The organism is Pseudomarimonas arenosa, assembly GCF_014841215.1.
Taxonomy (GTDB): Bacteria; Pseudomonadota; Gammaproteobacteria; order Xanthomonadales; family Xanthomonadaceae; genus Pseudomarimonas; species Pseudomarimonas arenosa.
In genome coordinates, this window is the sequence record NZ_JACYTR010000001.1 from 172,577 (window position 1) to 185,822 (window position 13,246).

General features: G+C 64.7%; 9 protein-coding genes. 6 read left to right on the forward strand and 3 right to left on the reverse strand.

Features of this window, described 5'->3' with window-relative positions:
* Positions 1-14 precede the first annotated feature (14 nt).
* Positions 15-644: a 2-hydroxychromene-2-carboxylate isomerase gene (locus IFO71_RS00765; RefSeq protein WP_192027604.1), complete on the forward strand. Its 630-nt coding sequence runs from the start codon at positions 15-17 to the stop codon at positions 642-644.
* A 295-nt stretch (positions 645-939) separates the two neighbouring features.
* Here IFO71_RS00765 and IFO71_RS00770 read toward each other — a convergent pair whose 3' ends face one another.
* Positions 940-1,134 carry a hypothetical protein gene (locus IFO71_RS00770; protein WP_192027605.1) on the reverse strand — a complete coding sequence of 65 codons (195 nt, stop codon included), beginning with the start codon at positions 1,132-1,134 and terminating at the stop codon, positions 940-942.
* 322 nt (positions 1,135-1,456) lie between these two features.
* Between IFO71_RS00770 and IFO71_RS00775 the strand changes: the two genes are divergently transcribed.
* From IFO71_RS00775 to IFO71_RS00790, 4 genes are all read left to right on the forward strand, one after another.
* The gene (locus IFO71_RS00775; RefSeq protein ID WP_192027606.1) at positions 1,457-2,995 is read left to right on the forward strand and encodes a TolC family protein; all 1,539 of its coding nucleotides are present in this window, start codon (positions 1,457-1,459) and stop codon (positions 2,993-2,995) included.
* Positions 2,992-4,347, forward strand: coding sequence for a multicopper oxidase family protein (locus IFO71_RS00780; protein WP_192027607.1), 1,356 nt, complete (start codon positions 2,992-2,994; stop codon positions 4,345-4,347). Before IFO71_RS00775 ends, IFO71_RS00780 begins: the two co-directional genes overlap by 4 nt.
* Positions 4,348-4,503: 156 nt before the next feature.
* Positions 4,504-4,989: a hypothetical protein gene (locus tag IFO71_RS00785; RefSeq protein WP_192027608.1), complete on the forward strand. Its 486-nt coding sequence runs from the start codon at positions 4,504-4,506 to the stop codon at positions 4,987-4,989.
* Between the two features lie 83 nt (positions 4,990-5,072).
* Positions 5,073-5,741 (forward strand): alpha/beta hydrolase, encoded by a 669-nt coding sequence (locus tag IFO71_RS00790; protein ID WP_192027609.1) that lies wholly within the window; start codon positions 5,073-5,075, stop codon positions 5,739-5,741.
* Between the two features lie 107 nt (positions 5,742-5,848).
* Here IFO71_RS00790 and IFO71_RS00795 read toward each other — a convergent pair whose 3' ends face one another.
* Both IFO71_RS00795 and IFO71_RS00800 read right to left on the reverse strand, forming a co-directional pair.
* A complete protein-coding gene (locus IFO71_RS00795) occupies positions 5,849-8,560 on the reverse strand; it encodes an ABC transporter permease (protein ID WP_192027610.1) in 2,712 nt (903 codons plus the stop codon).
* The gene (locus IFO71_RS00800) at positions 8,553-8,906 is read right to left on the reverse strand and encodes a PadR family transcriptional regulator (RefSeq protein WP_192027611.1); all 354 of its coding nucleotides are present in this window, start codon (positions 8,904-8,906) and stop codon (positions 8,553-8,555) included. Before IFO71_RS00800 ends, IFO71_RS00795 begins: the two co-directional genes overlap by 8 nt.
* A 520-nt stretch (positions 8,907-9,426) precedes the next feature.
* Between IFO71_RS00800 and IFO71_RS00805 the strand changes: the two genes are divergently transcribed.
* On the forward strand, positions 9,427-13,164 hold the full coding sequence (locus tag IFO71_RS00805) for a right-handed parallel beta-helix repeat-containing protein (RefSeq protein WP_192027612.1): 3,738 nt from the start codon (positions 9,427-9,429) through the stop codon (positions 13,162-13,164).
* Positions 13,165-13,246: the final 82 nt, after the last annotated feature.

Sequence of the window (13,246 nt, forward strand, 5' to 3'; positions counted from 1 at the left end):
CAGCGGAAAGCGCCATGCAGATCACCTGGTATTTCGACGTCATCAGTCCTTTCGCCTGGCTGCAATGGCCGGCCATCAAGCAGCTCTGCAGCGAACGGCAGGTCAGCCTGCGACCGATCCTGCTCGCCGGCCTGCTCGATCGCCACGGTCACAAGGGGCCAGCCGAGATTCCGGGCAAGCGCCTGTTTACCTATCGCCATGCCGTGTGGCGAGCACAACAACAGGGTCGAACACTGCGCTTTCCACCCAGCCACCCGTTCAATCCGATCCCGGCCCTGCGCCTGTGCATCGCCGCCGGCTCGACGGTGTCGGCCGTCGATCAGGTACTCAGCTGGATCTGGGACAAAGGCTGCGCTGCCGACAGCGCGGAGGCCTTGCAGCCACTGGCCCGCTCAATGGGCATCCATGACGCGGTGGTCGCCATCGGCCAATCGCAGGTCAAGCTCGACCTGAAGAACAATTTTGAGCGTGCGCTCGCCGCCGGTGTGTTCGGCGTGCCGACTCTGGAAATCGGCAAGGAACTGTTCTGGGGCGAAGACGCCACTGAACTGGCCCTGGCTTATCTGGCCCAGCCCGACCTGTTCCAGCGATCCCCATTCAAAGAGCTGGAAGCCATGCCGGTTGGCATCCAGCGCTCGGTGTAGGCACCCTGACAGGCTGCTGAAACCTCCATCCTGGAGGTTTTCAGCGCAACCCTTCGACAAGCTCAGGGACCGCCCTTCGACAAGCTCAGGGACCGCCCTTCGACAAGCTCAGGGACCGCCCTTCGACAAGCTCAGGGACCGCCCTTCGACAAGCTCAGGGACCGCCGTTCGGCAAGCTCAGGGACCGCCGTTCGGCAGGCTCACGGCAAGCCGGTCGCGGCAAGGCCGCGCCACCCATGCCGGAAATCAACCACTTACGTGTTCGATTTCCGCGCGCCGTCCGTGGCGCGCAAAATCAGGCTGCTGAACCGAGTCTCAGCAGCCTGCCAAGCAGCCGGTCGCGATACACTCGGCTGCGATGATCAAGCGCCTGCTCCACTGCCTGCTCTGCTTCAGCCTGCTGCTCGGCGGCCCGCTGCCAGCGGCCGCAAGCGTGGATCAGGCATCCTCCCTCGACCCGAGCATGTCGCATCACCAAGCCGATGCGCATGACTGTTGTGCACCCGAGCAGAATGACGGTCAAACCCCTCGCTGTGGCGACACCGACTGCCAATGCGCCTGCGTCCTGGTTCCGGGGCTACCTTCGCTGATCGAGTTGTCGGCCCGGCGAGCACCGAGCATCCTGTTCCTGCCAACGGCCTACGGCTCGCCGCCGCTCCGGCCTCACACGCCGCCACTTCGGCCACCCGCAACGTAGCGTGGGCTTGCGACCCACCGCTTTGTAGCACGCCACCGCACCAGGCGATGAGCCAGCGCTCATCCTTGTGCAGCATCTGCGTGGATTCCACGCGCACACCTCAAGCGGAGCCCCCATGTTCCCTCGACTTTCGCGCCTGTCGCTGCTGGCCCTCGCCGCGCTGGGCAGCGGCTGCGCCAGCCTGCCGCCCGAGCGCGGCACCGACCTGCCCACCGAATGGATCACTCAGCGCGGCCTGCCCGCGCCCAGCTGGCCTAGCGATGATGGCACCGTCCCTGAACCTGCCGTTTCATCGAGCATAGAGACGATCGACCTCGATCTGGCGCTCGACTGGGCCTTTGTTCATCACCCGGCCGTGGCTGAAACCTATGCCAGGCTCGGCATCAGCCGCGCCGAACTGGATGAGGCGCGACGCCTGGCCAATCCGCGCTTCGACTTCGCCCGCCTGTCGGCGTCAGAAGGCGAGGCCCAGATTACCCGCGGCCTTTCGTTCGGACTCAGCGACTGGCTGATGCAGCCGCTGCGCAAGCGCTTTGCCGAGGGCGAACTGAAACGCGAACAGTTGCACGCCGCGCAAGCGCTGTGGGCACTGGCCGGTGAGGTGGAAGCGGCCTGGATCGAAGCCGTCGCCGCCCAGCAGGTGGCGCAGATGCGCGCCCTGGTGCTGGAAGCGGCCTCGGCCTCGGCCGAGTTCGCCGAGCGCCTGTTTGCCGCCGGCAATCTCGCGCCACTGCAGCTAGAGCAAGAACGTGCCGAGGCGATCAGCGCTGGCATCGGAGCGGCCGAGGCCGACACCGAGGCACTGACGGCGCGCCATCGACTGGCCCTGCTGACCGGTCTGCCCTTCGATGACAGCTGGCAGCTGCCCGAGCAGCTACCTGCACCACTCAGTGATCTGCCGACGGCCGGGGAATTGGTGGAACGCCTGGTTCAAGAAAGACTGGACCTGCTCGCCGCCAAGGAGGAGGTGCGCCTGCGGGAAGACGCCCTGGGTGTAACTCGACGTTGGCGCTGGCTGGGCGAGCTGGAGTTCGAATACGAGTGGGAAAGCGAAGCCGACGGCGCTGGCCTGCGTGGCCCGGGGCTCAGCCTCGAGCTGCCGCTGTTCAGCCAGGGCCAACCGGCGATTACCCGAGCCAAGGCCGAACTGCTGATCGCCAAGACCGAGCTGAACAAGGCGATTCGCCAGGGCGAGCGAGAAGTGCGAACCGCGCTGGCGGCGATGCAGCTTCAGCAGCGCATCGTCCAGCGTTACCGCGAAGCCCTGCTGCCGGCGCGCGAGGCTATCGTGCGACGCACCCAGGAGGAAGTGAACTTCATGCTGGTCGGCGTGTTTGAGCTCTTGGCTGCCAAGCGGGAGCAGTTCGACGCCTATCAGGCCTATCTGCAGGCCATCCGCGATTACTGGCTGGCACGCGGCGAACTGACCCAGGCAGTGGGCGCACGCTGGGCCGATGAAGGGGAACACGAACCGGTGCTGGGCATCGACAGTGTGCTGCCGCCGCCTTCGGAGGGCGGGCATCAGGGGCATCAGGGGCATCAGGGGCAGCAAGGCCACACCGAACACTCCACACAGCGGTCAAGCGAGCAAGCAGACCACTCGCAGCACAATCCTGCCCACCACGGCCATGAGCATCACGGAGAGACGCAATGACACTATCACGACGCAACTGGTTTCGTTGGGCCGGGCTTGGCGCGCTGGCGCCGGTCACCCTGGGGGCACGACAAGCGCTGGCCGATGTCAGGGCAACGGATCCCACGCCCAACACCGAGGGTTTCACTCCGGTGCGTACCCTCAACGGCTGGACGCTGCCGCATCGCACGGTCGATGGGGTCAAGGAGTTCCACCTGGTCGCCGAAGAGATCGAACATGAATTCGCCCCTGGTTGCCGAGCCAAGTGCTGGGGCTATAACGGATCAACCCCCGGCCCGACCATTGAGGTGGCCGAGGGGGACCGAGTACGGATCTACGTCACCAATCGCCTGCCCGAACACACCACGATCCACTGGCACGGCATCATGCTACCCAGCGGCATGGACGGCGTCGGCGGCCTGTCGCAGCCGCACATTCAGCCGGGCGAGACCTACGTCTATGAGTTCACCCTGAAGCAACACGGCACCCACATGTATCACCCACATGCTGATGAAATGACCCAGATGGCCGTGGGCATGATGGGCATGTTCATCATTCATCCCAAGGCCGGCGAGCCCAAGCGCATCGATCGCGACTACGTCATCCTGCTGCACAACTGGGCCTTGCACCCAGGCACTTATCGCCCCGATCCATCGGTGATGCAGGACTTTGATCTGTGGACCTTCAACAGCAAGGTGTTCCCGGCCATCGATCCCTTGGTGGCGCGCAGCGGCGAGCGCGTGCGCATCCGGGTCGGCAATCTATCGATGTGGAATCATCCGATTCATATGCACGGCCCGCAGTTCAAGGTCACCGGCGGCGACGGCGGGCGCTGGCCAGAGCAGCTCTGGCGCAGTGAAGTCACTGAGATTGTCGGCGTCGGCCAGACCCGCGATCTGGAGTTCATCGCCGAGCCCGGTGACTGGGCCTTTCACTGCCATATGTCGCATCACACCATGAACGCGATGGGCCACGAAGTGCCGAATACGATCGGAGTGGACACTGCCGGGGTAGAAGAAAAGATTCGCCGACTGCTGCCCGATTACATGACCATGGGCCAGAACGGCATGGCCGAGCATCAAGAGCACACCGATTCGGGCCATATGCGCGGCCCGGACAACACCCTGGCGATGATGATGGGCAAGGGCCCGTTCGGAAATCTCGAGATGGGTGGCATGTTCACCGTGATCAAGGTGCGCGACGATCTTGCCGCAGGCGACTACCGCGACCCCGGCTGGTATCCGCACCCCAAGGGTACGGTGGCCAGCTGCATCAGTCGCGATCCAGGTTTCGGCCAGCCGCATCGACGCGCGGCCCCAGAAGGACCGCCCGCCGAGCTGCGCGCCAGGCCCAAGGCGCACGGCAGCCATTGACGCCGATCGGAGCCTGGACATCGATGGGCGGTCTACGAGATCGCCCGGAATGATGCGAGGATGGCAGGGCTTCGCCGGCTGCCCGGCCTGACATGCTCAACCGATGCCTTGCGCGACCATCCGTCCGCGCTTGCTTCACCCCAGGGAGATCGTAAAGTGAAACCTTATGCTATGTGCCTGCTGCTACTCGGCGCGACCAGCGCTACCGCGGCCGAGCGTCTGGACATGTCAGACCCGGATCAGCGGCAGTTCTGTGCCAACCTGACCCTGCTGATCGGCCAGATGGCGATGGAATCGCATGGCAAGGAGCTGCGAGCGCAGGATACCGACACCTACAAGAAGATCGTCGAGGTAGGCCCCGGCACTGAACTGGCCGATGCCCTGGCGCGATTCTCCGACCAGATGCGCGGCCGCATGAAACCCGAACTGGTCGGGCCCTACAGCACCTACTCGCTGTGCCTCGGCATCGCCGAGGAACTGGTCACCGGCCCGGTGGCCGACGAGATCGGCCAGGTCTGTAACTCGGCGCCAGCGGGGGAAGAGCTGACCTGCATGCGACTGTTCTTCGAGGATCTGGCACCCGCTGCAGCCTCCGAATCCGGTACCAAGGCTCAAGCGCAATCCGCAACGAGCGAAGAATAGGCGGGCGATCGCTCGCGATCGCCGTGCACAACCGGCACAATGCCGGGCGCGCGGCGGCCGCCGCGAGATCAGGATCGTTTTGCATGCTCGACTGCGTTGAACTCTCCACCGGGCCCAACCCGACCCATAGCGTCATCTGGCTGCACGGCCTGGGCGCCGATGGTCATGACTTTGAACCGATCGTGCCCGAACTGGTGCGGCCGAACTGGCCGGCCCTGCGCTTTGTGTTCCCGCACGCGCCGATCCGCCCGGTCACCATCAATGGCGGCATGCAGATGCGCGCCTGGTACGACATCACCAGCCTCGATTTCAATTTGCCGCGAGAAGACGCCGCTGGTGTGGAAGCCTCCTGCGCCGAGGTCGAACAACTCATCGCGCGCGAAAACGCACGCGGCATTCCCAGCTCGCGCATCCTGCTGGCCGGTTTCTCGCAAGGCGGCGCCATCACCCTCGCCCTTGGCCTGCGTCGAGCCGAAAGCCTGGCCGGCCTGATTGCGCTATCCACCTATGTGCCGATGGCCGAGCAAACCCTGGCCCAGCTCAGCGAGGCCGGCCGCGCAATGCCGATCTTCATGGCCCACGGCAGCCAGGACCCGGTCATCCCCTGCACGATCGGTGAACGCTCCGCCCAGCGGCTGCGAAACGCCGGGCTCGACCTGCAGTGGCGGCAATATCCGATGCAACATGCAGTTTGTCTGGAGGAGATTCGCGATCTGGCGCAGTGGATGGAACAGCGGGTGCTTGGAGCGTGACGCGAGCTCAGCCGCGAACGCCTACTTAACATATTGATTATTCTTTGCACTATCCGCACGACCCCATAGGGTGCGGCTTGCCGCACCGGGCGAGGCTTGGCCGGCCCTCAACTCCCGCGCAAACTCACCGCTGGATCGACGCGCAGGGCCTGCCAGGCCGGGGCGATGGTGGCAAGCACGGCGGCACTGATCAGCAGTAGCACCACCGCCAGCAGGGTGAGCGGATCGAAGGCGGTGACTTCGAACAGCAGGCTTTGCAGGGCGCGGCCGAGCGGCAAGGCGGCCAGCAGGCCGAGCACGAAACCGGCGGCCAGCAGGCCGGCGACATGGCGACCGACCAACCACAGCAGCTTGGCTGGGGGCGCACCCAGCGCCATGCGCAGGCCGTATTCGCGGCGGCGTTGCTCGACGGTGTAAGCCAATACGCCGAATACGCCGATCATCGCCAGCACCAGCACCAGGGCGGCGAAGCTGCCGACCAGCACGGCACGGAAGCGGTGACGGGCGGTGCCCTCACTGGCGATGTTTTCCAGCGTGTTGACCTCGCGCAAGCTGACCAGTTGCTCGGTGTCGATGCGGCGCACGGCATCGAACACCGGCGGCGCCAGCCAGCCCGCCTCGCCGGAATGCGGACGCACCAGCAGATAGATATCGCCGACCGGGCTTTGTCGCAGCGGCACATAGAGCTGTACGAAGTCCTCCCGTTCGTCCGCTCGCGCCTTGACCTGGCCGGCCACCCCGATCACCTCACGCAGCACCTGTGGCGCATCCGCCGCGGACGAGGTCTGCACCGCGATCCGTCGACCAAGCACACTGTTAAGATCGGCGCCGGACGAGAAGTGCTTGCGCGCAAAGGCCTCGCTGATCACGGCGACCTGCGACGCCTGGGCATCGTCGCGGCGATCGAACCCGCGACCGGCCAGGATTGGCACCTCCACCGTATCGAAATAGCCCTCGCTCACGATCTGGTAGTCGGCCGTGGGCCGCGCCTGCGGGTCGGTCGCCTGCCCGCCTTCCACACTGAAGAAGGCATCACCGAAGCTGGAAGCGCCCATCGGCAAAGTGGTGGCCCAGGCCGCATTGCGCACAGCGGGCACTTCGCGTACCTCGCGACTTACCTCATCGTAAAAACGCAGTATGTCGGCATCGGTGGGATAGCGGCTGCCAAGGGGATCGACCATCAGGGTCAGCACATTGCTGGCGGCATAGCCGCGCTCGACGCTATCCAGCGCCATCAGGGAGCGCAGCAGCAGACCACCGGCGACCAGCAGGGCCACCGCGATCGCCACCTGGCCGATCACCAGGGCACCGCGCAGGCGACCGCCGCCGCTGACCAGGCCGCGACCCTCGGCGCCGATTGCCTGCACTGGCGCCGCCTGGCCGGCCTGCCAGGCCGGTGCCAGGCCGAACAGCAAGCCGGTACCCAAGGCGACCAGCAGACAAAACCCCACCAGGCGCCCGTCCACCTGCAGTTCCACCGCCCGTGGTAACAAATCCTGCGGCAACAGCGAGGGCGCAACGTTCAATATTGCGGCCCCCAGCAATAGTCCGAGGGCGCCACCGAGCGCCGCAAGCAGCACACTCTCGGTCAGTAACTGCCGCATCACCCGGCCACGCGAGGCGCCTAGCGCGGCGCGAATCGCCAGCTCACGCGAGCGCGCACTGGCCCGGGCCAACAGCAGGTTGGCGATATTGGCGCAGCAGACCAATAACACCAAGCCGACCACCGCCAGGAATAACATCGAGGTTCGCCGCAGGTCGCCACCGACCAGGGCCGAGTGCAAGGACTCGACATGCACGCTGCGGCCGCGATTGGTATCTGGATACTGCTGGGCCAGTCCGGCGGCCACGCTGTCGAGGTCGGCACGGGCTGCTTCGATCTCCACACCGGGTTTCATCCGCGCGACCACGTTGAGCACATACGCCCCACGCGCGCGTGGCGGGATGTTGGATAGCGAAACCAGTGCCCAGACATCACTACGCCCGATCAAGGTGGCCGCCTGCGGCATCACGCCGAGCACGGTAAAAGGCTTGCCGTCCAGGCTCAGACTACGGCCGATGACCTGCGGGTCGGCGCCGAACCGGCTGCGCCAGAACGACTCGCTCAGTACCACCACATCGGCATTGCTGCGATCGTCTTCCAACGTGAAGCCCCGTCCTTGCAGCGCCTGCAGACCGAGCGCCGAAAACACCCCGGCGCTGACCCACTGCCGGGCGACATTCTCACCACCGCGCTCGCTGCTCATCACCATGCTGGCAACATTGGGCAGGTAGCCACCCACCGCTTCCAGGGTGCTGCTCTGCCCGGCCCAGTCGCGCATATTCAGCGGCGAAACATTGCTGCGCGGCGCGGCTTCGGTGCGCTCGGCCAGGAACAGCGCCCGCTCCGGCTCGGGCAAGGGCAAGGGGCGCAACACCGTGGCGTCGACCAGGGCGAAGATCGCTGCATTGGCTCCGATACCGAGCGCCAAGGTAAGTATCGCCACCAGAGCAAACCCAGGCTGTCGCCGCAGGGCGAACAGGGCGTAACGCAGATCGTGAAAGATGTCCTGCCACCAGGCCCGCGCCGCCGGCACCAGCTCGGGCGCCTGCGGCTGCCGCGCCTGACGCAGCTCCTGCAAGCGCTCGGGCAATTCTGCCGCGTCGGCCTCCTGCCGCACCTGGCGCTCGGCCTCAGCCGGTTCCAGGCCCTCGGCACATAGCTCGTCGAAGCGCGCATCGAGGTGTTGTGAGAGCTCCTCCAACATCTCGGCATAGCGCTCTGGCCGCAGCCGCAGTGCGCCCAATCGGGCGCTTAACACGGCTTTCCAATCAGGCATGTTGCTCTCCGGTAATCAGGTCCATCGCCTCGACAAAACTGCGCCAGGTGTCACGCTGCCGGGCCAACACCTGCTTGCCCAAGGGCGTCAGCTCATAGAATCGCCGCCGCCGCTCGCCCGGCTTTTCCACCCAGCGACCATGCAACCAGCCACGCTCCTCCAGCCGATACAGCAAGGGATAGAGCGAGGCGATATGAAAACTTAGCCGGCCACCGGAGCGCTGTTCGATCAGCTTGCTGATCTCATAGCCATGGCGGGCGCGGCCCTCGACGATCGAAAGGACGATCAACTCGGCCGAGCCCTTCTTCATCTCACGGTCGAGCAGGCGGGCATCGATATCTGTCATAGCCACATATGGTAATGGCAAACCTTAGGGCTCCATGTGCCGGAGGTCATGGGTGACTGCCCAAGCACCGCCTGAAGCCATGCATGAGCGGGTCGAAGCGAAAGTGTTGCCGCTGTTCTCCGGCTGAGTTCTGGCCTTCGACCTCGCAGCGACGCAGCCCTACATCAACCTGGCATCAAAGGCCAGATCGAATGGGCAGATCATCACCTTGCCTGACGCCTACATCGCGGCAATTGCCCTGGCTCATGGCATGGCGGTTGCCATACGCGACGAGGCACCCTTCAAGACCGCAGGTGTCACGGATATCAATCCCTGGTCGTAGCTCGGTACAACCATCCATCCGCTGAGCACATTGTTTGTCCAACCTCGGCATTGTCGTCCGAGCGTTTGGCTGCGCGCGATCCACACTTGCTCCACATTTGGCCACTAGCCTTCCCATCGTTCCGGGCCAACTCGCTCATTCATGGCCCGACAGCAGAACGTCCCGTCAAGGGCGCATCGGCTCACACTGGGAAGACTCATGACCCGCAAGACTCAGACACTGCAGTCCTTGATCGTCACCGCGCTCGCGCTATTGGGGGCGCAATCGGCTTCAGCCTTTAGTGCTGGCGATGCCTGCGTCTCGCCTTATGTGATTGCCGACGGCGACGTCAGCTCACTGCGCGCAGCGATGCTGTGCGCCAATACCGACGGCAGCGACAGCGTGGTCGAGCTGGCGACCAACGGCCTGTACCTGTTCTCTGAAGCCGATCCCGACGACTCGTCGCGCGCCTTGCGTAGCGTAGGAACCGACGGCCTGTTCACCCTGCGCGGAAACGGTGCCACGCTACAGCGTGATTCGGCGGCGTCGGCAATCTTTGGCATTCTCGACCTCGGACAGTACTCAACTGCCGAGCTTTACGAAGTGACGCTGTCCGGCGGTTCGGTCGATGGCGGATCCCCCGGCGGTGGCCTGCGCGTGCGTGGTAGTGCACAAGCCACCTCGATTCGGGTGCTCGACAATATCTCGGCCGGCCGCGGCGGCGGCATTGCCGTCAGCAACAACGGCACCCTGGTGTTAAGCGACAGCACGGTGTCAGGCAATAGCGCAAGCGGCAATGGCGGCGGCATTCGCGTTGATGGCGGCAGCGCGCTGTGGCTGATCCGCTCGACGCTGCAGGGAAATTCCGTCACCGGCTCCGGTCACGGCGGCGGCATCCAGAGCCAGGGCCTTACCCGCATTCTGAACTCGACCATCATCGAGAACGTCGTTGTCGAGGCCGGCGGTCGCGGTGGCGGCATCGAGCTGAACACGGGCGGTGACCTGACCATGGTCAACTCGACCCTGGTCGACAACGCATCGCCTGCCGCTGGCGAGCAGTTACGGCAAAGTGGCGGCCTGGCCCGTGTCTACAATTCCATCCTTGGCGAGCGCGTGGCCGACACGGTGGAAGACTGTGCTCTGGCAACCCCGCCGAACAACACCCTGGTGTTCGACGGCAGCTGTGACGCGACGCTCTCCGGCGCCATCAGCTTCCTATCGCCTGGCGTCGGCGGCAACGGCACGCTGTTCCTACCCTTGGATAGCAGTGCGACCAGTGCGATGGGTATCGCTGATGAGGACTGGCTCGACGAGCGCGTGCTCAACGTCGACCTCAATGGCGACGGCGACGACGACGACGTCTTCAGCACCGACATCGACCAGTCGGGCAAGCCACGCACGGTCGATCCCGGCATCGACCTGGGCGCCGCCGAGTACGTCTGCGGCATCGGTAGCACCTACCATCCTGCCAGCCCCGCTGAACTGATCACCGCCTTGGACTGTGCCAACGCTGACGGCTCTGACAGCACGCTGGAACTGGTCAGCGAAAGCTACACGCTCAGCAGCACGAACAATACCGACGGCGGCATGGGCGGCAACGGTTTGCCGCGCATCGTCGACGACGGCGACCTCAGCATCAATGGGCATCAGGCCAGCATCGGCCGCGATCCGGCAGCGGAGGACGACTTTCGCCTACTGTTTGTCGACACTGAATTCGACAGCGTAGTGCTCAACGACGTCGCCGTCGAAGGCGGCCAGCTGACCGGTAGCAGCCACCGCGGCGGCGGCATTCTCAATCGCGGCAATCTGCAGCTGCACCGCTCGGTGGTGCGCGGCAACAGTACGCGCGGCTTTGCCGCACGCGGCGGCGGCATCCAGAACGAGGGCAACCTGCTGCTCAGCCGCAGCCTGATCGACCTTAACGCGACGTTCGACGACGGCGCAGCAGGGGCGGGGCTGAACAACGAAAGCAGCGGAAGAGCCATCCTGGTGAACAGTACGGTGACCCGCAATATCGTCGCCAGCAGTACGGCGGGCGGCATACGCTCGGCCGGTGGGGAAACCTTGCTGGTGCTGGTCAACAGCACCATTGCCTACAACGAAACCGATGGCTATGCGAACGAGATCTCGGTATTCGACGGTACTGTGGAGTCCTACAACACCCTGGTCGCCACTGCAGATGGTACCGCCTGCGAGGGCGGCGGCGCCTTGAGCTACCTGGTCGAGAACGGCATGGCCAGCGATGCCAGCTGCGGCGCAACGTTTACTCTCGACCCGCAACTCGCGGCACTCGATCAGAGCGGCTTCGTGGCGTACTACCCGCTTTCTGGCGCCAATGTCGACAGCGTCGACAACGGTCGCAGTCAGTGGCTCGCAGAGCCGGTGCTCGGCCACGACCTTAACGGCGATGGTGACAGCGTTGACGATCTCAGCGGCGCAACCGACCAAGGCGGCGAGGGCCGCGTGCTGTGCACCGAGGTCGATCTGGGCGCCGCGGAGTACCAGGGCTGCGACCGTACCTACACCGTGGGCGGCACCCTGAGTGGGCTTGCCGACGGCAACAGCGTGAACCTGGCACTCAACGGCATCATGGCGGTCGAGTTCAGCGCCAATGGCACGTTCACTTTCCCCGGCGCGATCGGCTACGGTGGCAGCTATTTCGTATCGGTGGACGCCCAGCCCACGACGCCGAATCAGACTTGCACGGTCAGCCAAGGAAGTGGCCGCATCGCCGCATCGAATGTGAGCAATGTGCTCATCACCTGCATAACCAATCAATACAGCATCGGCGGTACGGTGAGCGGGCTGGCCTCCGGCACCAGCGTGGTGCTGCAGAACAACGGCGGCGACGACCTCACGATCACCGCCAATGGCAGTTTCAGCTTTGCCACGCCAATCAGTGATGAAAGCAGCTACGCGGTGACGCTGACGCAGCAGCCCAGCGACCCGCAGCAGCACTGCACGGTCAGCAACGGTGATGGCCTGCTGTCGGGGACGGCCGTCACCGATGTCACCGTCACCTGTGTGAGCCTGTACACCGTTGGTGGCACACTCAGTGGCCTCAATGCCGGTAGCAGTGTCGTGCTGCAGAACAATGACGGCGATGACCTCACCCTGAGCGCTAACGGCGCGTTTGTCTTTCCGACCGCGCTTGAGGATGGCGCCAGCTTCGCGGTGACGGTGCTGCAGCAACCCACTGGCCCCAGCCAGATCTGCACGGTCACCGACGGCGACGGCACGCTCATGGGCGCCGCGGTCTCCGACATCACCATTGATTGCGCCACCCAGCAATTCAGCATCGGTGGCAGCGTCGTCGGCCTGGCCGATGGCAGCAGCCTGGTGTTGCGCAACAACGGCGGCGACGACCTAAGCATCAACGCCAATGGCGCCTTCGTGTTCAACACACCGTTGAACGATGGCAGCAGCTACAGCGTGACGGTGGCGCAACAGCCGAACCAACCACCGCAGCAGTGCACGGTCAGCGATGGCAACGGCGTGCTGTCGGGCGCCGCAGTCAGCGGCATCATCGTCAGCTGCAGTGTCAACGGGGTGGACCTGATCGCCAGCATCAGCGATGGCGTGGAAACCCTCGATGGCTCACCCAGCTTGACCTACACCATTGTGATTGCCAATCAGGGCCCATCGGATGTTGAAGGCGCCGAGGTTCAAAGCGCGTTATCCGGCGCATTGAGCAATGCGACCTGGACCTGCAGCGCCGAGCCGGATGCGGCTTGCCCCGCATCCGGCAGCGGCGATATCGACACCCGCATCGATCTCGCCGCCGGCACTCAGGTCACCTTCACCCTCAGCGCCGAGCTACCCGCTGGCTTTGTCGGGGTGGTGGAAACTGGCGTTGCGGTGCTGCCGCCCTCGGATCGGGTCGAGATTAATGCAGCTGACAACAGCGCCACCGATCGCTCCGCCAGCGGGCGCGTGTTTGGCAGCGGATTCGAGTAGAGACCGCTGCGGTACATAGGCTGCGGCTTGGCGGCCCTTTACGTTTATCCATAACGACGTTATTCTCTCGGCCATAACACCG

Coding starts and splice junctions, on each gene's coding strand:
- IFO71_RS00800 (WP_192027611.1), bottom strand. CDS start 8,906: ATGACAGATATCGATGCCCGCCTGCTCGACCGTGAGATGAAGAAGGGC.
- IFO71_RS00765 (WP_192027604.1), top strand. CDS start 15: ATGCAGATCACCTGGTATTTCGACGTCATCAGTCCTTTCGCCTGGCTG.
- IFO71_RS00775 (WP_192027606.1), top strand. CDS start 1,457: ATGTTCCCTCGACTTTCGCGCCTGTCGCTGCTGGCCCTCGCCGCGCTG.
- IFO71_RS00770 (WP_192027605.1), bottom strand. CDS start 1,134: ATGCGCATCGGCTTGGTGATGCGACATGCTCGGGTCGAGGGAGGATGC.
- IFO71_RS00780 (WP_192027607.1), top strand. CDS start 2,992: ATGACACTATCACGACGCAACTGGTTTCGTTGGGCCGGGCTTGGCGCG.
- IFO71_RS00795 (WP_192027610.1), bottom strand. CDS start 8,560: ATGCCTGATTGGAAAGCCGTGTTAAGCGCCCGATTGGGCGCACTGCGG.
- IFO71_RS00805 (WP_192027612.1), top strand. CDS start 9,427: ATGACCCGCAAGACTCAGACACTGCAGTCCTTGATCGTCACCGCGCTC.
- IFO71_RS00790 (WP_192027609.1), top strand. CDS start 5,073: ATGCTCGACTGCGTTGAACTCTCCACCGGGCCCAACCCGACCCATAGC.